Source organism: Janthinobacterium sp. GW460-12-1-14-LB5 (assembly GCF_059423585.1).
This window is the reverse complement of the sequence record NZ_JBWKYD010000024.1, coordinates 77,715-100,758: the sequence shown is the minus strand read 5'-3', so window position 1 is coordinate 100,758 and position 23,044 is coordinate 77,715. Positions and strand designations below refer to the sequence as shown.

Genomic DNA, 23,044 nt, shown 5'->3' with positions numbered 1-23,044 from the left:
CCCCCAAGCTGCGCCCGTTTCCCCTCGCCGCCGCCATCCAGGCCCTGTTACTGGCAGGTACCGCCTTTGGCACCGTGGCCGTCACTGCCCCTGCCGCCCGCGCCCAGGCGCTTGAGAATGCGCAAGCCAAGCGCCAGTACGCGGTTCCCGCCGGCCCGCTGGAGCGGACCCTGACCGCGTTCGCCAGCGCGGCCGGCGTGGAACTATCAGCCGATGCGGCGCTCTTGCAGGGCAAGCGCAGCGCCGGCCTGGCGGGCAGCTACACGGTGCGCCAGGGCTTCGAGGAACTGCTGCGCGGCCACGGCGTGCGCCTGGTGGCGGGCGCCAACGGCGCGTATGCGCTGCGGGCAGAGACAGCACCTGCAGCAGCCGGCGCCCAGGCCAGCGCCACCCTGCCCGCCATCACCATCCATGCCAGCAGCGAACGCGAAACGGCGACAGGCCCCGTGCGCGGCTATGTGGCGCGGCGCTCCGCCTCGGCCACCAAGACCGATACGGCGCTGAACGAGAACCCGCAATCCGTCTCGGTGGTCACGGCCGATGAAATCAGCGACCGCAATGCCGAATCGCTCGACGAAACCCTGCGCTACACGGCTGGCGTGACGCCGAACCAGCGCCCGCTGGGCAGCGACGATTCCTCGCTGCTGCGCGGCTTCACCATCGAGACGAACGGCATCCTGCAGGACGGCTTGCGCAATTCGGGCCGCACCTTTGGCGCCTCGATCGAGCCGTATGGCCTGGAACGCCTGGAAGTGCTGCGCGGCCCCGCGTCCGTGCTGTACGGGCAGATTCCACCGGGCGGCATGGTCAACGCCGTCAGCAAGCGCCCCAGCGCGGATGCCGTGCGTGAAGTGGGGATTGAGTACGGCAGCTACCAGCGCCGCCAGCTGAAAGCCGACGTGGGCGGCGCCCTCGACGCGCCAGGCGCCTGGACGTACCGGGTCGTCATGCTGGGCCGCGAAGCCCATACGCGGCTAGCCCACGACCGCGACAACCGGCTGTACTTCGCGCCTTCGCTCACCTGGCAGGCAGGCCCCGCCACGCGTCTGACCCTGCTGGCCCGCTACGAGCAGGACAACCAGCAGTACGCGTTTCCCAACCAGCTGCTGCAGCCTGGCCCGCGGGGCCAGGTCGACCCAAGCGTCAACCTGATGGGCGACGATAACCGCTTCAAGCGCCGCAATACCATGCTGGGCTACGAATTCGAGCACAGCTTCAACGACACCTGGTCGCTGCGCCAGAACCTGCGCTATACGCGCCTGAAGAACGACCGCACGGACATGTTTCCCCTGGGTCTGAATGACGACGGCACGGTGGAGCGCTATTTCATGCCCGTCGATACGGCGTCGAAGAGCCTGTTCGCCGATACCCAGCTGCAGGCGCGGTTTGCCACCGGCGGCCTGGCGCACCAGGTGCTGCTGGGCGCCGATTACGCGAACATCCGCAACACGGACGATTACTGGCATCAAAAAGGCTTTATCGCGCCGATCGACCTGTACCAGCCCGTGTACGGCAAGCAGCCGCTGGTGCCATCGAAGGCGCCCACGCGCGCCGATGCGCCGTCGCGCCAGCTGGGCCTGTATGCGCAGGATCAATTGAAATGGGACCGCTGGGTCGTGACGGCCGGCCTGCGCCGCGACAAGGCCACGCAGTCGCGCGACGTCACCGACCTCCATAGCGGCGCCGTCAAACCCGACTTCCACCAGTCGCCATCGGCCACCACGGGCCGCGTGGGCGCCGTCTACCTGTTCGATGGCGGCTGGGCGCCGTACGTCAGCTACGCCACCTCGTTTTCGCCCGAACTGGGCATCACGGCCACCGGCGACGCCCTGAAACCGTCGCGCGGCAAGCAGTTCGAAGCGGGCGTGCGCTATGAACCCGCGGGCCAGCGCGCCAGCTACACGGCGGCCGTCTTCGACCTGGTGCGCGACAACGTCACCACCTCCGACATCGGCAACCCGGGCCGCCTGCAGCAAACGGGCCAGGTGGGCTCGCGCGGCGTGGAACTGGAAGCGCGCACGGAGTTCGCCAGCCGCCTGAGCCTGATCGCGCAATACACCTACCTCGATACGGAAGTCAGGAAGAGCAATAACGGCGACCTGGGCTTGCAGCAAGCGGGCGCGCCGCGCCACAGCGCCTCGGCCTGGGCCCGCCAAGCGTTCAACCTGGGCACGGCGCTGCCCGCATATGCGGCGCTGGGCATGCGTTTTCTCGGCGCCATGCGCTCGAACTCCGACGGCGAGAACCTGAACATCCGCAATGGCGGCATCACGCAGTGGGATGCGGCGCTGGGCGTGTCGCGCGGACCGTGGCAGTTTGCCCTCAACGTCAACAATGTGCTCAACAAGCAGACCCTGTATGACTGCGGCTACCTGCCCAACCTGTGCTATCGCAATGCCGAACGCACGGCCAACGTCAGCGCCATGTACCGGTTCTGATGCCATCGCTGCAGATACGGCCGGCATTGGCGGCCATGCACCGCTACGCCGGCCTGCTGATGGCCGGCTTCCTCATCGTGGCCGGCGTCACGGGCAGCGCGCTCGCGTGGAAGGATGAACTGGAGGCGGCCCTGCTGCCCGCCGTCTTCCGCGCGGCGCCGCCAACGCCGCGCGCCGCGCCGCTCGACGCCCTGCTGCTGCGCGAGTCCGTCGCCGCGCGCTTCCCGCAGGCGCAGGTCAGCTACGCGCCGCTGTCGGCGCCAACAGGCCGCAGCATGGTGTTTTACCTGCGCCCGGGCGACGAATCACCGCTGGCCAGCGATGAAGTGTTCATCGATCCGTACACGGGCGCGCTACTGGGCCAGCGGAAATGGGGCGAGATCGGCCAGGGCGCCATCAACCTGCTGCCCTTCATCGAGCGCCTGCACTATGCGCTGGCGCTGGGCGACACGGGCTTGCTGATTTTCGGCCTGATTGCCATCGTCTGGACCATCGACTGCTTCATCGGCGCCGCCCTCACCTTCCCCGCGCGCCTGAAAAAACGCTCGCCGGGCAGCAAACCGTGGCTGCTGCGCTGGCGCCCGTCGTGGCTGCTGCGCCGCCATGGCGGCAGCTATAAACTGGTGTTCGACCTGCACCGCGCGGGCGGCCTGTGGCTGTGGGCCATGCTGCTGGTCTTCGCCTGGAGCGGTGTCGCCTTCAATCTGTACGGCGCGTATGCGGCCGTGATGCATCCGCTATTTCCCCATCAGCCAGCCGAGGAAGTGGTGGCGCGGCACACGCCGTCGCCGGGGCCGCGGCTGGACTGGCCAGCGGCGCGCGCGCAGGGCCGCAGCCTGATGGCGCAACTGGCGCGCAGCGGGCACTTTGCCATCCTCGAGGAAAATGCGCTGGCCTACGAGCGCGGACTGGGTGTCTACAGCTACAGCGTGCGCAGCAGCCGCGACGTGCGCGCCCACAAGGGCCTGACCACCGTCTTCTTTGACGCGGCCAGCGGCCGGCAACTGGCCGTCTGGCTGCCCACGGGCGAGGCCAGCGGCGACACGATCCGCAGCTGGATCAGCGCCCTGCACATGGCCTCCATGTGGGGCTGGCCCTTCAAACTGTTCATCTGCGCCATGGGGATGCTGGTAGCGGGCCTGAGCGTGACGGGGGTGCTGATCTGGCGCCGCAAGCGCCAGGGCAAGGCCAAGATTCATTAGCATGACTTATAAGACCATGCCGATTACAACGGCTTATCAAGGAGTGGATGTCGCCGTAAAGTAGCTCCTGTCAATTACCGAAGGAGCCAGCCATGCATCGCGTCACCCTGAACAACGGCATCAGCATGCCCGTCGCCGGCTACGGCGTCTTCCAGATACCCGACCCGGCCGAGTGCGAACGCGCCGTGATCGACGCCATCGCCGCCGGCTACCGCCTGATCGATACGGCTGCGTCCTATCTGAACGAAGCGGCCGTCGGCCAGGGCATCCGCCACAGCGGCGTGGCGCGCGAACAGCTGTTCGTCACCAGCAAGCTGTGGGTGCAGGACACGGGCTACGAGCGCACGCGCGACGCCATTGAGCAGTCGCTGCGGCGCCTGCGGCTCGACTATCTGGACCTGTTCCTCATCCACCAGCCATTCGGCGACGTGCACGGCTCCTGGCGCGCCATGCAGGATGCGTATCGCGGCGGCAAGCTGCGCGCCATCGGCGTGAGCAATTTCCAGCCCGACCGCCTGATGGACATCATCGCCTTCAACGACATCGCGCCCGCCGTCAACCAGGTCGAAGTGAACCCTTTCCACCAGCAGGCCGACAGCGTGGCCTTCATGCTCGAGCACGGCGTGCAGCCGCAGGCGTGGGCGCCGTTCGCCGAAGGCCGCAACAAGCTGTTCACGAACGAATTGCTGCTGGGCATCGCCGGCAAGCATGGCAAGTCCGTGGGCCAGGTCGTCCTGCGCTGGCTCACGCACCGGGGCATCGCCGTGCTGGCCAAGACCGTGCGCCGCGAGCGCATGGCGGAAAACCTGGCAATTGACGATTTTGACCTCGACGAAGCGGACATGGCTGCCATCGCCACCCTGGAAACGGGCGCCAGCAGCTTCTTTTCGCACCGCGATCCCGCCATCGTCAAGTGGATGGCCGAACGCAAGCTTGATATTTAAGGGAAAACACACATGCCAACAAAAGATACAAGCACGGGCCGCCGCGGTTTCCTGCTGGCGGCGGGCAGCCTGGCCTCCATGCCATTGATCAGCTCGGCACAGAGCCAGGCGGTGCGCGCTACGGTGGCGGGCCGCCGCAAGCTGGGCCAGCTGGAAGTATCGAGCATCGGCCTGGGCGTGCAAAACATGAGCCGCACCTACCAGACGACGGTGCCCAGCCGTCCCGAAATGCATAAAATTATCCGCACGGCCTGGGAACGGGGCGTCACCCTGTTCGACGCGGCCGAAGCCTACGGCCCGCACGAGGTGGAGAGGATACTGGGCGAAGGCGTGGCGCCATTCCGCAATGACATCGTCATCGCCACCAAGTTCGGCTGGAATATCGACCAGCAGACGGGCGAGCGCCGTCCCGGCACCAACAGCCGCCCCGATCACGTCAAGCTGGTCGTCGACGGCATGCTCAAGCGCCTGCGCACGGACCGCATCGACTTGCTGTACCAGCACCGCGTGGACCCGCACGTGCCCATCGAGGACGTGGCCGGCGCCGTGCAGGACCTGATGCGCGAAGGCAAAGTGCTGCACTGGGGCTTGTCCGAGATGGGCGCCAATACTTTGCGGCGCGCCCATGCAGCCCTGCCCGTTTCCGCCGTGCAGAGCGAATACTCGATGCTGTGGCGCGGGCCGGAAGACGGCGTGCTGGCCCTGTGCGATGAGCTGGGCATCGGCTTCGTGCCGTGGAGCCCGCTGGGCGTGGGCTTCCTGGCGGGCGCCATCGACATCAAGACCCGCTTTGCCGAGGGCGACATCCGCCAGGTGGAATCGCGCTTTGCACCGGAAAACCTGCCGCACAACCTGGCGCTGGTGGCATTGGTAAAAAACTGGGCGGCGCGCAAGCAGGCGACACCGGCGCAGATCGCCCTGGCCTGGCTGCAGGCGCAGCGGCCGTGGATCGTGCCCATCCCCGGCACGACGCAGATGGCGCACCTGGAAGACAACCTGGGCGCGGCTGGCGTGCGTTTTACCCCGGCGGAACTGGCCGAGCTGGACCAGGCCGTCGCCGCCATCGCCATCCGGGGCGCGCGCCTGCCCGATGCCGTGCTGGCCTACTCGGGCGTGGAAGCGGCAGTGCGGCCTATCCTCAGGGAAAACCGATAAACGCCTGCGGCACGGCCTGCGTCAGCCACACGCCGTTGTCCGACACATAAAACACGTGGCCCTGCGCCTGCATGGCGGCCGCATCGACCGTCAGCACGACGGGCTTGCCATGGCGCACGCCCACGGCCACGGCCGTTTCGCGGCTGCCCGACAGGTGCACGTGATTGCGCGCTCCCGGCAACAGGCCTGCCGCGCGGATCGCCTCGACAAAGCGGCTGGCCGTGCCGTGGAACAGTATGGCCGGCGGCGTGGCGGGCGGCAAGGCGATATCGACGGCGGCCAAGGAATGCCCCTGGTTGGCGCGGATGCGCAAGCCGTCGCCGCTGATGGCGTAGCGCGACTTGCTGTCGCGCGCCACCACGTCATCCAATTGTTCACGCGAAAGGCGGCGGCCATGCCGGGCTGCCAGCGCCAGCAGCTGGCCGATATCGGCCCAGCCCTGGGCATCGAGTGCGAGGCCGATTTTTTCAGGCGCGTGGCGCAGGATGAGGGAAAGGAATTTGCTGGTATTTACTAAATGATCTGTCATGCCCCAGTTTAACGTTGTCAGAACGCATATGACAAGGTCAGGCGCGCGGAACGCGGTTCCACCGGATGAAAATGCCGGTCGTTCACCCCGTCCGCCCCCTCCCCGGGCAAGCGCGACGCATAGTAGTAATCGATGTCGCTGGCGCGTTTATTCAACAGGTTGAAGACGTCGAGCGACAGCCGCGTCTTGCGGTTGAGCTGGTACGCAAGGCGCGCATACGCGAGCGTCGTCGAGGCGGAGCGCACGCTATTGTCCTCGATCAAGGGACGGGGGCCGAAATAGCGCAGCTGCAAGGCACCCGACCACGGCCCCCGGTCCGTCACCGTCACGCCGAACGACGCCACCTTGCCGATCGCGCCGGGAATGAAGTTGCCGGCCGGATCGTTCTGCGTGTAGCGCGAGCGCGAGGCGGCCAGGTCCAGGTCGAATTGCAGCCACGGCGCGGCAACATAATGGTTGTTCCACTCGATGCCATGGCGGCGGCTGGCGCGGCTGGGCTGCGTTTCGCCCGCGTCGCCCACGAACAGCAGTTCCGACGCGAGATCAAGCCGCCACAGGGCCAGCGAGCTTTGCAGGCCCGGCAGCCATTCCGTGCGCGCGCCCAGTTCCATGCCCCTGGTCGGCACCAGGGGCGTGACGGGAGCCGAAGGCGTGCCATCGGGCAAGCGCGTCTGCGTCGTGCCCCGCGCATCGTTGCTATGGAAACCCTTGCCGTAGTTCACAAAAAATTCCGTCTGGCGCCACGGACCGAGTATCAGGGACAGCTTGGGCGACACCACGTGATCCTGCGCCGTACCGCTGTTGCCGGCTATGCTGCTGGCCACCTTGAAACGGTAGGCGTCGTAGCGCAGGCCCGACACGGAACGCAGCCAGGGCAGCCATTGCGTCGTGTTTTCGCCGTACAGGCCGATGCTGGCCTCGCGCACCTTGTCTTCGCGCACCGTGCTTTGCCGCACTCTGTCCACCGTGTTGTACAGGCCCACGGGCGACAGGCGGTCATGGCGCGCCTGCACGCCGAGCTTGTTGCGCATGGAAAACCCCGCCAGCTCGGTGGTCCAGCTTTCGCTGGCGTTCACGCCCGCCACCGTGCGGCGCTCGCTTTGCCGGAACTGGTCGCCGGTGGCCGGGCTGGCCAGGAAATACGTGAAATCGCTGTTGAGTTCCAGCTGCGAGCGGATCAGGTAGGCGTCCAGCTCGAACACCCGGTTTTCCGTGCGCCGGCGCATGGCGTACGACAGGCTGGCGCGCGACGTATCTCCCCCGTCGCTGGGCGCCAGACTGCCGAAACGGCCGATCTGGCCGGACGCTATGGCGCGCAGCGGCACCTGGTCGGTGGCGTTCCAGCTGTTGCGATACGCCATGCCCGTCACGCTGAACCCGTCGTCCGGCGTGCCTTGGCTGTAGCGCAGCACGCCGCTGTATTTGCGCACGTTTTCCGGCACGTCCCAGGGACCGTTGTTGCGGTTCACTTCCAGGCCGTACAGCAAGGTGCCGGGCCCGGCAGCGGCCGAATCGGCCACGACGGCGCGCACATAGCCGTGCTGGCCCACGGACACGCTGGCCTGGCCTTGCGGCAATCTGTCGGCCAGGCGGATGCGCGCCGCGCCCGCCGAGGCGAAATCGCCTTCGCCGGCGAAATACGGCCCCTTCTTGTAGTCGATGCGCTGCACCAGCTCGGGAATGAGGAAATTGAGGTCGGAATAGCCTTGCCCATGCGCATGCGTGCGCATGTTGACGGGCATGCCGTCGACGTAGGTGGCGAAATCCGTGCCGTGGTCGAGGTTAAAGCCGCGCAGGAAATACTGGTTGGCCTTGCCGTCGCCGCTGTGCTGGGTGACGATCAGTCCCGGCACGAATTCCAGCAATTCGCCCGTGCGCAAGGCGGGCCGGTTGACGATCAGGTCCCGGGTGATGACGCCCTGGCTGGCCGCGTCCGAGGTGCCGACGGCGTTGTCGTAATGGCCCGTCACGCGCACGGTGCGCGACGCATCCGTGGACGATGCGGCCTCCGGTGCAGCCGCCTTGCCGGCGCCGGCCAGCAGCAACAAGGCACAAGCTGCCATCTGTTTGCGTTTTATCAATTGCATCGCGCCTCCCCTTTTTATGATGTCAGTACAGGCTCCTACGGGATATATACGCGGCAGGCCGGCTGCCTGGATTCAGTCTTTTTCAAGGAGCGACCGTGGACCTGAACGACAGCGCCGACAAGGCGGGCAAAACGGCCACGGCGGCCGTGCGCAAGCGCGACGTGCTGCCGTATATCCTGCTGTTCATCCTGCTGGCGGGCTTGCTGGCCGTGCTGGCGGGCGCCCTGCTGCCGCCGTATTACCATGCCGTGCCAGCCCTGTTGTGGAGCCTGGGCTTTTGCGTCAGCGGCATGCTGCTGGGCTTTTTGTTCGGCATACCGCGCAGCCTGCCGTCGGGCACCGTCAATGCCGCGCCGCCCGACGAGCGGGCCAATGGCAAGGGCCGCTCCGCGGACGAACCGCCCGCCGCCGGAGCCGAGGCGGCGGCCGGCAACCCCAGCAATACCTTGTTCCTGGGCACGCCTACGCCCATGGAAATCAATTCGAACCTGGTGGAAGTGTCGGACTGGCTGACGAAAATCATCGTCGGCGTGGGTTTGATCGAGCTCAAAAGCCTGCCCGGCAGCGCGCGCAGCATGGCCGCCTTCATCGCGCCCAGCCTGGCCACGGACACGCCCACGGCCATGGCCATCGTCGGCGGCATCATGCTGTTCTTTTCCGTGCACGGTTTTTTGATCGGCTACCTGCTCACGCGCATTTACCTGTCCATCATGATCAAGCGCGCCGACAGCCTCGTCAAAAACGAATCCGTGCGCCTGGAAAGCGGCAAGGAAATCGAAGTGACGGAACTGAGCCGTTTGCAGCAAAAGTCGCTCGACGACATGCAGGAAGCCGTCACCCAGCTGCTGCTGGCCCATCCGCCGGACGGCGGCGCCACCGTCACGGCCCTGGCCGGCATGCCGACGGCGGAAAAGCCGTCCAGTCTAGTGCTGTGGCTGGACGACCACCCGCGCAACAATACCTTGCTGGTGGAACAGCTGGAACGGGAAAACATCAAGGTGGACCAGGCCGTCTCGACGCGGCAGGCTCTGACCATGCTGCAACAGAAGCCCTATGCGCTGCTCATCACGGACATGGCGCGGGTGGAAAATCGCCGGCGCATCAAGGATGCGGGCGTGCGCACGGTGCGCGAAGTGCGGCAGGCACAGCCTGCATTACCGATCATCGTGTATTGCAGCAAGGATACGTTGGCCAGCTACGGCACGGAAGCGGAAGCGGCCGGCGCCCGCTTCATCACCACCTCGGGCACCAGCCTGCTGGCCAGCGTCAACAAGCTATTGCACGAAGAACGCGGGAATGGGGGTCAACCGTCTAGCTCGTAATGGTAGCTGCCCACATAATGCAGCGAGCTGCGCTGCGGGTGCGCCAGTTGATTGGGCGCAAACACGCACACGGCCGTGTCGGCCAGCACTTTCTGCCCATCCGCGTCCGCGCTGGCCTGCGCCAGCCAGCTATCGCCATACGACGCGCCGTCGAGCAACGCTGCCAGCGGCGCGGGCGCGGCCAGCAGCGCGCTCTCGATGCAGGCCGGCTCATACTGCGTGAGGCCCGTTTCCAGGAAGAATGGCGACGGCACGGCGTCGCCATCTTCCGTGTAGGCGGGCGCCAGGTAGGCCTGCAGCGCTTCCCAGCTGGCAAAGCGGCCGCTGCAGGCAAACACGTGGACGGTGGACACGCTTACAGCTTTTCCATCTTTTGCCGCACGGCCGGCGCCGTCGAGGCCGTCGGCGCCAGTTCCAGATAGGTTTTATACGCCGCTTTCGCCTTGGCGGCATCGCCGGCCTTGGCATAGGCGTCACCCAAGTTCAAATAGGCAATGGCGCGCGACGGGTCCATCTTGACCGTGTTTTCAAACCAGCGGGCCGCTTCGCGGTATTTTTCCTGCTTGTAGAAGACAAAGCCCAGGTTGTTGGCGGCCAGCGCGAAGTCGGGGCGCAATTTCAGCGCTTCCGTAAATTGCGCTTCCGCCTGCGCGTACTGTTTCTCTTTGTACAACTGCAAGCCCCGGTCATTGGCCCGCTGCGCCAGCTGGCGCGTCGAGGTCGGTACGGCGCCCGGCGTGACGATCTTCTGTTCGCCGCCCTGCAAATCCTTCACCGTCACGCTGGCCGCTTGCGGCTTGGCGTCGAGCTTGCTGTTCAGCGCGATGGCTTCCGTCGACAGCTGCGTCGTGTTCGGGCTGAGGAATTCCGTCTCGCCCGGCAATTCGAAGACGAAATCGCCCCCTTCCGAACCGGGCAAGCTGCCGAACGCGGGCGTCTGGTTCGATACGCTGGACACGGCCGGCGCCACGTAGGCCGCCAGTTCCGTGGCCGTGATGAGGCCGTCGCCGTTCAGGTCGCCTTTGCCCGCCAGGCCTTGCAGCAGGGTCCATGTAAACACGGAATGCCCGTTCGGCCCGCCATCGGCCACCAGCTGGTCGCCGCCGCCCGCCGTCAGCATTTGCCGGCCGATGCGCTTGGCGTTGTCGCGCAGGAAAGAGCTGGAACCGGCGCCGCGCGTCAAGCCCAGGCCGCTGTAGCAGGCGTCCATGACGAAGAACGCATGCTTGGCCGTCAGACTTTCCGCGATATTCTGGATTTCCGTCATCGGAATCGCATCCGTGGCGAACTGCGCCGGGTCGGAATCGACGGGAACGATGTAGCCGAGGTCGCGCCCGGAACTGAGTTTGCGCGTGGCGCCGTGGCCGGCGAAGAAGACGAAGATGCGGTCATTCTTTTGCACGCCGCCATGGGCCAGCTTGTCGTGGAAAGCGGCCAGGATATTGTTGCGCGTCGCTTCGCCATTCTTCAGGGTCACGACGCGCTCGGGCGCGAACGCGAATTTCTCGATCAGCGTTTCGCGGATGCCTTGCGCATCGCGCACCGCATATTGCAATTTCGGCCACTTGGCGTAATCGTCGATGCCGATCACGACGGCCCAGGAATTGGCGTAGCCGGTGGTGACGGGCACTTTCTCGGGCGCGGGCGCCGTGCTTTTCGCCACCTGGAAACTCGTGCCATCCCAGCCCGCGAATTGATAGCCTTCGGCGATCAGCTTGTCGAGCACGGCCGGCAAGGCTTTCACCGTGCGTTCGTGGATGTCGTGGAACAGGACGATGCCGCGCCCCGCCTTGTCGACGGACGCCAGCACGCGGTTCGTGATCGAGCTGGGCACGGGGTCGGCCCAGTCCAGCGAATCGATATTCCACATCACGGATTTCAGATGCGCATCGGCCAGCGCGGCCATGCCTTCGCTGTTGCGTGCGCCATACGGAAAGCGGAACAGCGCGGCCCGCTCGGGGCTGATGGCTTTTAGTAAGGTGTCGGTGCCGAGGATTTCGCCTTTCAGCTTGTCGCCCGTCTGCTTCGATAACTGTGCATGACTGAAACTGTGGTTGCCCACGGCATAGCCCTCTTTCATCAGCTTGCGGCTCACTTCCGCGCCCGCGTTCAGCTTGGCGCGGCCTTCCGCGTCCAGGCTTCCTAGGTTGCGGCCCACGTTGAAGAACACGGCCGGCACGCCATACTGTTTCAGGATGGCGCTGATTTCTTCCGTGTAGCGGCGGTGCGGGCCGTCGTCGAAGGTCAGCACGATGGTTTTCTTCGGCAAACCGAGGCCGAAGATTTCCGCTTCATCCTTCTTGGGCACGGGCTTGGCTTCCGGCACGGAGCCGGCCGGCGGTACTGCCGAAGGTGCCACATAAGGCACGACGATGCCGTTTTCCTTCAGAATCTGTTCGCGGCTGTACATTTTTTTCAGCTGCGCCACATAATCGTCCCACCGTTCGCGCTTGAGTTCGATGGCGCGCTGGCCCAGGTTGCCGAAGATTTGCCGGATTTCCTTCTCGTAATTGCGCTCGATCTCGCCCAAGGCATCGAGGTCTTCGGAAATGCGCTTGTGCAGCTTGATTGCCGGCAAGGACGAATCCTTGGCCACGTCGGCCAGCATGCTTTGCAGCAGTTCGCGGAAAGCCAGGCGGTCCGCGTCGTACAGGCCGGGATCGGATTCGATATACGTCAATAAACTGTCGAGTGCTTCGAAGCGCCCCGGATTCGTGGGCGCCGTCAATTGATCCAGCGCAGCATCGAGCCTGGCGATGCGTTCCTGGTTTTCATGGAACAGCGCCTGCCCCACTTTACGGGCTTCGTCGCGCGCGCCTTCCGGCAAGCTTTGCTCGTCGGCCAGCAGCACGATGATCTTGCGGAAATTGCCCAGCAAATCGCGGAACTGGGCGGCCACGGCGGCCGTATCGACGGTGGATTGGGGCGCGGCGGCCGGGCTGCCCGAGGCCGGGGCGCCCGGCGTGGCGGTGGCGGCGGGACGGGTGTAGCTATAAATGCCGGCCCCAGCGGCGAGAGCCACGACAACGGTGGCGGCAATCTTGATCGGCTTGGAAGTCACAGGCTTGTCATTCCCTTCACATACTATGCATACAATTCAGATGGCGCGGATGCGCTCGATGCATAATTGTAAAGCACGCCTGGCACAAGCCCGGCCCGCACGGTGAATTTCGGCAATAATATCGCTGCACACCTTCATAGATAGTGAAAACGGAAAAGACGATGCACAAGAAACTCTGCGCCGCGGCGCTGATGCTGGGCGTGGCCCTGATGCTGCTGCAACTGCGCGCGCATGCGGGCGATGGCACGGACAAGGTCGTGGCCGGGCGCGTGTGCCTGCCGCACTGAGCCACGCCCAAGCTTCCGCTACACTTTCGCAGGCTCCCAGTAATTGGCCAGGCCCAGCTTTTTCAAGCCGGCCGCCACGAAACGCGGTTCCAGCAATTCTTCCGCCGTCAACGGTAGTCGGATCAGCTTTTGTTCCTGCGCAAACGCCAGCACCCGGCGGTAATGGCGGTACACGGCGTCGTCGTACAGGGGCGACCAGCGCTCCTTCCACTGCAGGCCCGGATCGTCGTAGCTGCGCCGCACCACGCTGTCCGGCGTGCCGTTGCGCGTGCCATCCTTGATGATCGCTTCGCGGTTGCCATCGAGCGCCGCCCAGTGCTGGGCCCGCAGCCAGGCCGTGGCGACCAGTTCGGCGATGTCGGGATGGGCTTGCGTAAAGTCGCGCCGCGCCCACAGCTCCGCCCGCATCTTGCGTTCCGGCAAGCCCTTGCTGGACCAGATGATGCGGCCGATGCCCTTGTCTTCCAGCGGGTAGCCATTGATCATGAACAAGGCGTCGACGGCCCCTGTGGCCAGTGCGGCCGTGCCCGGTTTCAAGTCCATATTAATCAGGCGAAAATCCGTGGGCGACATGCGCTGGTCGGCGATCAGCTGGCGCAAGCCCAGTTCCCACGGCCGGCCCCGGTGCACGCTGATGCGCTTGCCCTTCAGGTCGGCCAGGGACGTGGCACGCGAACCGGTGGGCACCAGCAGGAACTGGTCCGTGCCCCGCCCCGCCGGCACGATCACCTGCGTGCGCACGCCGCCCGCGTTGAGTATGACGGACGGCAAGTCGCCATACGCGGCCATGTCGATGCGCCCGCTGGCGAACGCCTCGTTCATGGTCGCGCCCGTGTCACCCGTGACGGGCAGCCATTCCAGCCGCACGCCCCGCTGCCTGAGCTCGCGGGCCAGCCAGCCTTCCTGCTGCACGCGGTAGGCGATGCCGCCCAGTTCCGCCTTGCCGTTTTCCGCAAAGCCCGTCGAGGCGATGCGCAGGGCCGCCGGCGGCGCCCCCGCCGCTTTCGCCGCCGAGGCCGCCTTTCCTGCCAGGGGCAGCAAGGCCAGCCCGCCCATCACCGTGCGTCGCCGCATCGCATTCTCCTCATCATCGAACATGGCCACCGTTGACGTGCTTCCCGCTCAGGCCGCGCGGCGCGTCTGCGCCAGCGCCGCGTCGAAAGGACGGGGATCGATCCACGCGCGCACGTCGACCTTGCTGGGCAGGAAGTTCCAGCGGAACAAAAAGTCGCTGAAATCCTGCAAGCCGGCGACCGACGTTTCCGCCAGGTCCGTGTCCAGGCGCAGGTGGGCATCCTTGCCGTAGGCCACTTGCACCCAGTGCTCGCTGGCATTCGATTCGCGCGCCAGGAAACGGCGCGTCTCGTCCGCATTGCCGCGCGCCCACGCTTCGGCCCGCAGCACTTGCTCGACCAGGGTGACGGCCGAGCTGAAATGGTGGTCGAGCAGGTGCGCATCGACGCTCAGGGTGCGCGGCGTGCCGTTATTGGCGCGGATCAAGGGTTCCGGATGGCTGCCCGTGTCGATCACCGTGTGCAAGCCGAATTGCTGGGCCAGCTGGGCGGCAGAGGCGCCTTTCAGGAAGATGGCGTCCACCTCGCGCCGCAGCAAGCCCAGCAGCTCGGGACTTTGCCCGCCGCGCCGCGCGCCGCTGAACAGATTCGTTGCCGCGCCCCGCTCCGGCGCCGTTTCGCTCTGGCCCGCCTGAATGACATAATCGACCAGTTCCACGTCGGCAACCGTCAAGCCTTCCAGGCTCAGCGCGTTTTCCAGCCCCCGCAAGGCTTGCGCGCGCGCAAAGTCGATCTGCGCCCTGGCCCACAGGGGCAAGCCGAAGCGCCGGCCCTTCAAGTCGCGCACCGTCTGAATGCCGCTGTCTGGCAGGGTCAGGATCAGCTGCGTCTCGTCCGACCACGACAGGCCGATCACGCGCGTGTCGCGTCCCGCCGCGCGCGCCCACAGGGCGGGAATATTGCCGCCGTGGCGGACGGAATTCTGCAGGGTATGGTCGAAATGCGATTCGCGCACGGCTTCCTGGTCCGACTCGCGCAAGGAGCGCAAGCTGGTGCCGTCGGCGCGCAAGGCCTCTTCCAGCCAGCCTTGCTGCAAAGCTATCCCCAGGCCCGTCGGGACGGGGCAGCGCGTGTACCACAGGGTGTCGAGTGCGTTGCTATTGCTCATCTTGTATCTCCAGGTTGATGGATATCAAAAAAACTACAGCGCCATCCTGCGCGCCCATTCATTGCCATCCCACAAGCTGCTGGGGTGTTCTTCCTGCGCCACGGGCGCATGCGTGTCGTCCAGGTCGCTGAAATCCGCATGCAAGCCGTCGCGGATGGCAACGAAACCTGGCGAACCGCGCTGGCGCGGGTGGGCCAGCGGCACGTCCTGCACGCGGCGCACCTTGCCCGGACGGGCATCGAGCACGACGATGCGGTCGGCCAGGTAGACGGCTTCATCGATGTCATGCGTGACCATGACCATGGTGATGCCCTCGTCCTGCCACAGGCGGCGCAGCTCTTGCTGCAGGCGCAAGCGGGTCAGCGCGTCGAGCGCACCGAGCGGTTCGTCCAGCAGCAGCACGTCGGGCCGCCCGACGAGGGCGCGGGCGATGGCCGCCCGTTGCGACATGCCGCCCGATAATTGATGCGGGTACGCATCCGCATAGCCGTCGAGGCCCACGCGCGCGATTTCCGCCGCCACGCGGGCGTCGCGCTCGGCCTGCGGCACACGGGTATTGCTGAAGGCCACGGCCACGTTCTGCTGCACCGTCAGCCACGGAAACAATCGGTGATCCTGGAACACGAGGCCCCGGCGCAAATCCGTGCCGCGGATCGGCACGCCGTCGTGCAGCAGCAAGCCCGTGTAATCCGTATCGAGGCCAGCCAGCAGGCGCAGCAGGGTCGATTTACCGCAACCGGACGCGCCGACGATGGCGACGAATTCACCGGGCGCGATGGTCAGCGAAATATCGTCGAGCACGGGCAGCGGCGCGCCTTTCAGGGAAAACGACTTGCTCACGTGCTGCACTTCCAAGCCGCCGCTCAGCTGCTGCTGTTGCGGCGACAAGGCCGAAGGGGAAACAAAATCATTCATGGCGCACTCTCTGCGGTGGGGGCGAGGGAAGGAATGGCGGCGGGCGGCGCCCGGCGCAGCCAGCGGCTGCCGTGGAAAACCAGCCAGGCGGCCAGCCAGGGAGCCAGCCAGATCAGGAACACATTGCGCAAGCCCGTCAGGTCGGCCAGGCGGCCCGCCGCCAGCGCGCCGGCCGTGCCGCCCACCATGCCGAACAGGGTCAAGTGGGCGGAAACGCGGGCCTTGTCGACGGGGGCGCGGGCGATATTGTCCGTATTGACGAGGTTATTCACGCCCAGGCCCAATCCCAGCAGCACGGAGGCAGCAAGGTAAGCGATGCTGGAGGGCCACAGACCCAGGATCAGCAAGGCCCCCATGATGGCCAGGTGCGCGCCGCCATACAGCTGCTCGCGGTAGCGGCTGGCCAGCACGAAACGCCCCAGGAACAGCAGTACAAGCACGCAGCTGAGTCCCTGCACGGCCATCAGCCAGACGGAGTGGTGCGCAGGCCAGTGCAGCACGCGGATGGCCAGCAGGATGGAAAACACGCCCACGCTGGATGCCGTGAAGCTGGCAAGGATTTCAAACAGGTAAGTGACGCGCACAACGGGCAGGCGCAGCAGTTCGCGCAGGCTGGCCGCACCGGGCAGCGCACCCTGTCCCGCCTGCTTGCGGGGCGCCGTATTGTCAGGCAACACTTGCCAGCCCAGCACCGCCAGGATGGCGAACATCAGGGCGGAAATCAAAAAGCCCGCCTTCAAGCCCAGCTGCGCGATCAGGTAATTGCCGCACAAAGGCCCCAGGAACTGCATGCCGAGGATTAATGTGCCCTTGTACCAGCCCGCCTTGCCCTGCCCCAGTTCCGGCAGGCGCACGAGAAACACCGTGCTCATGGCCACGATGCGCAGCGAGATGCACAGTCCCACGAGAAACATCAGCAGGGCCACCCATTGCCAGCCGGGCAGCCACGGCAGCACGCAAAAGGCCAGCGCCAGGCTCAGACTCACGCCCGCGTACAGGTGCTTCGGATTGCCGCGCGACAAGATATAGCCGGCAGGAATGGTGCCCAGCGCCATGGCCAGGGTTTCCGCGCTGCTGATCGCGGCCAGCTGGAAATTGCTCACGTGCAAATGCAAGCCCAGCAAGGTGGCCAGCACCTTGTTCATGCCGATGGTCACGCCCGACAGCAGGGTCAGGCCGATAAAGCGCAGCAGGAAGGCGCGCAGCTCCCCTTCGCGGGCACTGACGGCCGCGTCTGGCTGGAATGGCAGGGATTTACTCACTGCTGCGCCCCTTCACCAGCAAACGCGCCAGACGCGCAAACGCCACGTTCATCGCTTGCGCCAGCAAGGCGATCACCAGCACGGCCAGCAGGACGACGTCCATGCGGCCCGACACTTCGCCATTGAGCAGCAAGGAACCCATCCCGGGACCGGCCGCAAACAGCAGTTCGCCGCCCAGGCACGCCAGCCAGGCGAACGCCAGCGCATGCGTGACACCGGTGACGATGGCCGGCATGGCGCCTGGCAACAGAATCTGACGCAAGGTCTGCCAGCGCGTCAGGGTCAGCACCTGTCCCACCTCGCGCAAGCGCCCCTCCACCTGGCGCATGCCCGCATACGTGTTGAGCACGGCAGGATAGAAGGCGGCGATGGCGATCACCAGCAACTTGGCGCCGTCGCCATTGCCCACCCACAAGCCCAGCAAGGGAATCAGCCCCAGCAGGGGTACCTGGCGGATGCTGTGGAACAGCGGGCCGATGAGGCGGTCCGCCAGCGGCGACTGCGCCATCAGCGCACCCGTGACGATGCCGGCGCTGCCGCCCAGCAACAGTCCGGCCAGCGTGCGTCCCAGGCTGGCGCGCAGATGCACCCACAGTTCGCCCGTCAAGACCAGGTCGCGCAGGCTGTGCGCCAGATCGCCCAGCGAGACGAAGATGTAGGCGGCGGCCGCGCCCTGGCCCGATGCCCATTGCCAGGCGCCCAGCAAGGCCAGCGGCAGCAGCGCGCCCTTGATGATTAACACTAAACGCTGCCTCATGCGGCGCCTCCCTTACCATCCCCATTACGCTTCCAGCGCATCAATCTTGCCTCCACCGCATGGCAAAGCCGGTCCAGGCCGAAGCCGATCACGCCCGTCAGCACCACGCCCACCATCACCACGTCGAGGCGGAACATTTGCCGGCCCATTTCCATCATCTGGCCCAGGCCGCTGTCGGCAGCCAGCAATTCCGCGCCCACCAGCACCATCCACGAGCGCGACAGGGCGATGCGCATGCCCGTCAGCGCGGCCGGCACGATGGCGGGCAGGACGATGAAACGGATGCGCTGCCAGCGCGAAAAGCAATACACTTGCGCCACCTCAAAGTAGCGCTGCGACAGGTTGCGGATGGCGTCATGCACGGCCAGCGCCACGATGAAAAAACTGGCCTTGGCCACGATAAACACCTTGAAACTCTCGCCTATGCCGAACAGCAAGATAAACAAAGGGATCAGGGCCACGGTCGGCAGCTGGCGCAGGATATTGAACGTGGGGTCGACATAGCTGCGCAAGCCCGGCGACAGGCCCAGCACGACGCCGAAAGCCAGGCCGGCGCTGGCGCCCAGGCCGAAACCGGCCAGCAGGCGGAACAGGCTGATGCCCAGGTGCTGGCCCAGTTCGCCGCTCTCGGCCAGGTCGCGCGCCGTCAGCAGCACTTGCCACGGCGACATCAGGATGTGCGCGGGCATCCATTCGAAGGTGGTGGCGGCCGTCCACAGCAGCAGCAAGGCCAGCGGCGACGCCCACACGGACCAGCGCGAGCGCACAAAGCGCCGCAGCCAGGGAATGGACGCCGCATGCGCTGGCGCTGGCGCTGGCGCGGGAGCGCGCGGCAAGGCGATAGTGAGGGAAGTCATGGCGACCAGTACGCTTGCAATTTCAGCTGCGCCAGCGCCTGGTTGACGAACTGGGGCGCGAACAGGCTGTCGACTTGCAGGGGACGCCCGATCAGCCCCGCGCTCTTCGCATACGCCGCCTCGCCCACGTAATGCTGGCGCAGGCTGGCCGTAAACAGGGGCGACCAGCGCGCCTGCCATGGCGTATGGTCGCCCGCCAGTTCGCGCCGCACCACGCTTTCCACCTGGCCGGCGGATGCCTCCGTGCGCACGTACTCGTCTTCGCCACCGGCGCCGGCGGCCCGGTGGTGCTCGCGCACATACGCCGTCACCACCAGCTGGGCCAGCTGCGGCCAGCGTTGCAGGAAGCCGCTGTCGGCCCACAGTTCGGCGCGCATCTTCCAGTCCTGCGGCGGCGCCTTGCTGGACCAGATGATCTTGCCCACCTTTTTATCTTCCAGCAGGAAAGCATCGCTGAGGGTGAAGAAGGCATCGGCGCCGCCCGTCGCCACGGCCGCCGCGCCCGCCTGCGGGTTCAGATTGAGGATCTTGACGTCGCGCAAGGTCATGCCATTCGCTTCGAGCAGGCGCGCGAATGGGTATTCCCACGGCCGGCCCCGGTGCAGGGCGATCTTCTTGCCCTTCAAGTCCTTGATCGAGCGGGCCGTCGAGCCGTTCGGCACCACCAGATAGGTGTTGCTGAAGCTGCCGCCAGGCAAAATCAGCCGCGTCTGCAAGCCCGAGGCATTGGCGATGATCGATGGCAGGTCGCCATACTGGGCCAGGTCGATCGAACGGTTGGCAAACGCCTCGTTGACTTGCGTCGCCACGGAATTGGTGGTGACGGGCACCCATTCCAGCTTCACGCCCAGCTTGCCCAGTTCGGCCGCCAGCCAGCCTTGCGCGGCCACCTGGGCGGCAGAACCGGCAAACACGGTCTTGCCGGACGGTGCCGTGCGCGCCACGACGGCGATGCGCACGGCGGCCGGCAGCGGATCGGCCGCCGACGCGATGGCTGGCGCCAGCACGCTGGCCGCCAGGGCGGTAGCGAGTACCTTGCGCCAGCTCAAACGTAAGAATTTCAATGACATTGCGAGCCTGTTCTTGTAAGGGTTACACCAGGTCGGTGGCAGGCAACAAGGACAGCGCGCGCGCCGTGTCGATCAGCTTGCTCATCTTCCATTGCTGCAGCAGCACGCCGGGACCGAAGTCGCGCGAACCGCCGATGGCTTCGGCCGCGATCTGGATCTGCGCGCCCTCTTCCAGCAGCAGGATGAATTCGGCCAGCTGCAGCAAGCCCTGCTTGCCCCACACGGTGGCGCCGCCGTTCGCTTCCAGGATGGCCGTGGCATGCGTATTGCGGGCGATTTCGCCGAGGATGAAATCGACTTCCGGCTGGCGGCGGTCGATATAGATGGGGATTTCGCGCACCAGCTGGTAGCGCTGCACGGGCACGTAGCGGATCGGCAGGGTGCGGTGCGTCTGCGCCCACGCGCCCAGCGATGGCGAGTGCACGTGCGAGATCGACGTGACCTCGGGCCGCTCGCGGAACAGCTTTAAATAGCGTGCGCCGCCGTTGTTGGCGTCGCCGAGCAGCACCGTGCCGTCCAGCGCCAGCACGGCCGCCTTCAGGGGCTGGCCGCGGCGGAACGGGCCGGGATCGTTGACCACCACCACCTTGTCGCCAGCGGGCGTGCGCTCGACAAAGCCCACCGTGCCGTTGGCCGTCAGACTGCCCGTCTCGCGCAAGCCGTCGAAGGCGGTCTGCGCATCGCGCCGCACCTGCTCCACGAAGGCCAGTTCGGCCGCCGTCAACTCCTGGGTTTGTACTTGCTCTGGTGCTTGTGCTTGTGCCACGTCCGTCATGTCATGCTCCATTCGGTAAAGAGGTTGAGACCGGGTTTCGTCTACCGTCTACTTTCGCAAGACGCGTGCCAGCGCCGGGGCCGCAAAAATGGCGGAGCGCTGCTGCCTGCGCAACAGCGGCTGCTGGCGCGGCAGCAGCGTTGTGCGCAGCGGCTGTCGGCAAGCCAGCAAGCGGCGCGGGCACGTTTCCTGCACGATTACAGGCTCCACCCACCACGAAAGAATCCCATGACTACCGCAACCGCCCCCGCCGTCGATACCGTCTGGTTCACCCGCTGTCCCGTGCCCACGGCCACGGGCCTGGCCTACAAGCTTGGCTGGCTGGACGAGGAATTCGCCCGCGACGGCATCGCGTTAAAGACGCTGCAGGAAGTGGGCGGCGAGCTGGCGCGCCACCACTACGACCATGGCTTGTCCACGCTCGTGCGCGAAGGGGGCAACCTGCTGGCCCTGCCCGCGCGCGCGCAAGGGGCGCCCACGCGTCTGATCGGCCTGACCTGGATCGACGAATGGCAAGCCATCCTCGTGCGCCCCGGTTCCGGCATCGCCACGCCCGCGCAGCTGCAGGGCAAGCGCCTGGCGCTGCCCGTGTTCCGCGCCGAAGACTTGCGCGAGAACCGGCGCGGGCGCAGCATCGCGCGCGGCATGAGCCTGGCCGGCTACAAGGGCGTGCTGGCATCGGCCGGCCTCACGCTCGACGACGTGCGGCTGGTGGAAGTGGGTGCCGACGCCCAGGCATCGGCCAATCTGGGCGCGGGCCTGTGGCAAGGCATAGGCCCGCTCTTGCGCGGCGAAGTCGACGCCGTCTACGTGAAAGGCGCGGCGGCGGCCGAGGCGGCCCGCGCGGCGGGGCTGGAAGTGGGCATAGCCATCGACGCCCTGCCCGACCGGCGCTTCCGCGTCAACAACGGCACGCCGCGCCCGATCACCGTGCATGCATCCATGCTGGAACAGCATTTCGAGCTGGTCGTGCGCTTCCTGACGCAGACCTTGCGCGCCGCGCACTGGGCGCGCAGCCACAAAGAAGATGTGCTGGCCATCCTGCAGGGCGAGACGCGGGCCGGCGCCGACGCCGTGGCCGAAGCCTACCGCGACGGTTTTCACCTGACCCTGGCGCCCGACCTGTCCGACGACAAGGTGGCGCTGTTCCGCCAGCAGAAGGATTTTCAATTGCAGCACGGTTTTCTCGACCGCGACGTCGACATCGACAGCTGGATCGACCGCCGGCCATTGGAAGAGGCGCAGCGCAGGCTCGACGCGCTGCTGCGGCAGGCGGCATAAGGAAATGGGGCCAGCCCATGGCAACATGTGCTGGCCCCACAGGCACTATCGATTCACGGCAGGCCGGCTGCTAGGCTGCCAGCGCCGCCTGCGGCGCGCTGGCCGGTTGCGCCAGCCGCTGCAGCGAATGGATGGTGGCGGCGCAGGCCGTCGCCAGTTCCACGCCCTTGACCTTGAAGTGCTGGAAGTAGAATGCCTGGTGCTCCTGGCCCGCATGGAAGTGGTGCGGGGTCAGCACGGCCGACAGCACGGGCACGCCCGTCGCCAGCTGCACCTGCATCATGCCGGAAATGACGGCATCGGCGACGAAATCATGGCGGTAGATGCCGCCGTCCACCACCAGGGCGGAAGCGGCAATCGCCGCGTACCGGCCGCTTTTGGCCAGCACTTGCGCATGCAGGGGGATTTCAAAGGCGCCGGCGACGTCGATGACGTCGATATCGCTCTCGGCGAAGCCCAGCGCGGCCATTTCCGCGATAAACGACAGCCTGCATTGCGCGACGATGTCGCGGTGCCAGCCCGCCTGGATGAAGGCGATGCGTTTGGCTGGTGTTGCGTGTGATGCTTGTGACATATAAAAGACTCCTGTTTTCAAGAATAATAAAAACAGGGCATCGGATCGAAGGGGATATGACGGGCGCATGAAAGCCACGCCCAACTGCGCATGCAGGCACGCGCGCAGACGCACCGACGGCAAACGCAGGCCGTCCATGCGCCGGGCGGATGCCGGCGTCGACACAATGATGCCATCCCGCTCTCTCTTTATCCGGACTATACCGTCGGCCCCGGAATCACACCAGGTCTGCTGACCTTGCCGTCATGGCCCGAAGACCGTGCCGGCAAGCGCTCGCGGGCTAGGCACGCATGCCATTACCGCCGGTGGGGAATCGCACCCCGCCCTGAGAACGTTGCATGGCCAGC

The 23,044-nt window shown here is 66.1% G+C and carries 20 protein-coding genes and 1 riboswitch; of the genes, 7 read left to right on the top strand and 13 right to left on the bottom strand.

The features are described 5' to 3' along the window. The 4 genes from AC07X6_RS22735 to AC07X6_RS22720 all read left to right on the top strand — a co-directional run. Positions 1-2,438, top strand: a 2,438-nt coding sequence (locus AC07X6_RS22735) for a TonB-dependent siderophore receptor (protein ID WP_494792490.1), incomplete at its 5' end; no start/stop codon positions are given. A gap of 35 nt (positions 2,439-2,473) precedes the next feature. Beyond that, positions 2,474-3,640 (top strand): PepSY-associated TM helix domain-containing protein, encoded by a 1,167-nt coding sequence (locus AC07X6_RS22730; RefSeq protein ID WP_494792489.1) that lies wholly within the window; start codon positions 2,474-2,476, stop codon positions 3,638-3,640. Between the two features lie 92 nt (positions 3,641-3,732). After that, complete coding sequence (locus tag AC07X6_RS22725; RefSeq protein WP_494792488.1) at positions 3,733-4,584, top strand: aldo/keto reductase; 852 nt, start codon at positions 3,733-3,735, stop codon at positions 4,582-4,584. A 12-nt stretch (positions 4,585-4,596) separates the two neighbouring features. Further along, positions 4,597-5,739, top strand: a complete 1,143-nt coding sequence (locus AC07X6_RS22720) for an aldo/keto reductase (protein ID WP_494792487.1) — start codon at positions 4,597-4,599, stop codon at positions 5,737-5,739. Here the strand turns inward: AC07X6_RS22720 and AC07X6_RS22715 are convergent. Together AC07X6_RS22715 and AC07X6_RS22710 are read right to left on the bottom strand one after the other, a co-directional pair. Next, positions 5,723-6,268, bottom strand: a complete 546-nt coding sequence (locus AC07X6_RS22715) for an RNA 2'-phosphotransferase (protein WP_494792486.1) — start codon at positions 6,266-6,268, stop codon at positions 5,723-5,725. The genes AC07X6_RS22720 and AC07X6_RS22715 overlap by 17 nt on opposite strands. A gap of 17 nt (positions 6,269-6,285) precedes the next feature. Continuing rightward, positions 6,286-8,355, bottom strand: a complete 2,070-nt coding sequence (locus AC07X6_RS22710) for a TonB-dependent receptor (RefSeq protein WP_494792485.1) — start codon at positions 8,353-8,355, stop codon at positions 6,286-6,288. Positions 8,356-8,450: 95 nt separating this feature from the next. Here AC07X6_RS22710 and AC07X6_RS22705 point away from each other — a divergent pair, with 95 nt between their 5' ends. Continuing rightward, positions 8,451-9,677, top strand: a complete 1,227-nt coding sequence (locus AC07X6_RS22705) for a response regulator (protein WP_494792484.1) — start codon at positions 8,451-8,453, stop codon at positions 9,675-9,677. On the opposite strand, the gene AC07X6_RS22700 is transcribed toward AC07X6_RS22705, so the two are convergent. After that, positions 9,659-10,030 (bottom strand): immunity 22 family protein, encoded by a 372-nt coding sequence (locus AC07X6_RS22700; protein ID WP_494792483.1) that lies wholly within the window; start codon positions 10,028-10,030, stop codon positions 9,659-9,661. The two genes, AC07X6_RS22705 and AC07X6_RS22700, sit on opposite strands and share 19 nt — an antisense overlap. 2 nt (positions 10,031-10,032) lie before the next feature. Further along, positions 10,033-12,738, bottom strand: coding sequence for a polysaccharide deacetylase family protein (locus tag AC07X6_RS22695; protein ID WP_494792482.1), 2,706 nt, complete (start codon positions 12,736-12,738; stop codon positions 10,033-10,035). 161 nt (positions 12,739-12,899) lie between these two features. On the opposite strand from AC07X6_RS22695, the gene AC07X6_RS22690 reads away from it, so the two are divergent. After that, positions 12,900-13,025 carry a hypothetical protein gene (locus tag AC07X6_RS22690; protein WP_474291523.1) on the top strand — a complete coding sequence of 42 codons (126 nt, stop codon included), beginning with the start codon at positions 12,900-12,902 and terminating at the stop codon, positions 13,023-13,025. Positions 13,026-13,043: 18 nt separating this feature from the next. Here AC07X6_RS22690 and AC07X6_RS22685 read toward each other — a convergent pair whose 3' ends face one another. From AC07X6_RS22685 to AC07X6_RS22650, 8 genes are read right to left on the bottom strand one after another with little or no spacing between them, the layout of a single operon-like run. Beyond that, the gene (locus AC07X6_RS22685) at positions 13,044-14,099 is read right to left on the bottom strand and encodes an ABC transporter substrate-binding protein (protein WP_494792481.1); all 1,056 of its coding nucleotides are present in this window, start codon (positions 14,097-14,099) and stop codon (positions 13,044-13,046) included. Positions 14,100-14,147: 48 nt separating this feature from the next. Then, complete coding sequence (locus AC07X6_RS22680; RefSeq protein WP_494792480.1) at positions 14,148-15,206, bottom strand: ABC transporter substrate-binding protein; 1,059 nt, start codon at positions 15,204-15,206, stop codon at positions 14,148-14,150. 33 nt (positions 15,207-15,239) lie between these two features. Continuing rightward, positions 15,240-16,121 (bottom strand): ABC transporter ATP-binding protein, encoded by an 882-nt coding sequence (locus AC07X6_RS22675; RefSeq protein ID WP_494792479.1) that lies wholly within the window; start codon positions 16,119-16,121, stop codon positions 15,240-15,242. Further along, complete coding sequence (locus AC07X6_RS22670; RefSeq protein ID WP_494792478.1) at positions 16,118-17,383, bottom strand: MFS transporter; 1,266 nt, start codon at positions 17,381-17,383, stop codon at positions 16,118-16,120. Before AC07X6_RS22670 ends, AC07X6_RS22675 begins: the two co-directional genes overlap by 4 nt. Continuing rightward, positions 17,376-18,140 carry an ABC transporter permease gene (locus tag AC07X6_RS22665; protein ID WP_494792477.1) on the bottom strand — a complete coding sequence of 255 codons (765 nt, stop codon included), beginning with the start codon at positions 18,138-18,140 and terminating at the stop codon, positions 17,376-17,378. Before AC07X6_RS22665 ends, AC07X6_RS22670 begins: the two co-directional genes overlap by 8 nt. Further along, positions 18,137-18,997 carry an ABC transporter permease gene (locus tag AC07X6_RS22660; RefSeq protein ID WP_494792476.1) on the bottom strand — a complete coding sequence of 287 codons (861 nt, stop codon included), beginning with the start codon at positions 18,995-18,997 and terminating at the stop codon, positions 18,137-18,139. Before AC07X6_RS22660 ends, AC07X6_RS22665 begins: the two co-directional genes overlap by 4 nt. Beyond that, a complete protein-coding gene (locus AC07X6_RS22655) occupies positions 18,994-20,067 on the bottom strand; it encodes a PhnD/SsuA/transferrin family substrate-binding protein (protein ID WP_494792475.1) in 1,074 nt (357 codons plus the stop codon). The genes AC07X6_RS22660 and AC07X6_RS22655 overlap by 4 nt, the downstream gene beginning before the upstream one ends. A gap of 22 nt (positions 20,068-20,089) precedes the next feature. Beyond that, positions 20,090-20,842, bottom strand: coding sequence for a class II aldolase/adducin family protein (locus AC07X6_RS22650; protein ID WP_474291539.1), 753 nt, complete (start codon positions 20,840-20,842; stop codon positions 20,090-20,092). A 228-nt stretch (positions 20,843-21,070) separates the two neighbouring features. Between AC07X6_RS22650 and AC07X6_RS22645 the strand changes: the two genes are divergently transcribed. Further along, positions 21,071-22,123, top strand: a complete 1,053-nt coding sequence (locus tag AC07X6_RS22645; RefSeq protein ID WP_494792474.1) for an ABC transporter substrate-binding protein — start codon at positions 21,071-21,073, stop codon at positions 22,121-22,123. A 70-nt stretch (positions 22,124-22,193) separates the two neighbouring features. Here the strand turns inward: AC07X6_RS22645 and AC07X6_RS22640 are convergent, their stop codons facing one another. Continuing rightward, on the bottom strand, positions 22,194-22,697 hold the full coding sequence (locus AC07X6_RS22640) for a 6,7-dimethyl-8-ribityllumazine synthase (protein ID WP_230537493.1): 504 nt from the start codon (positions 22,695-22,697) through the stop codon (positions 22,194-22,196). 175 nt (positions 22,698-22,872) lie between these two features. Continuing rightward, positions 22,873-23,034, bottom strand: a riboswitch (FMN riboswitch). Positions 23,035-23,044 lie beyond the last annotated feature (10 nt).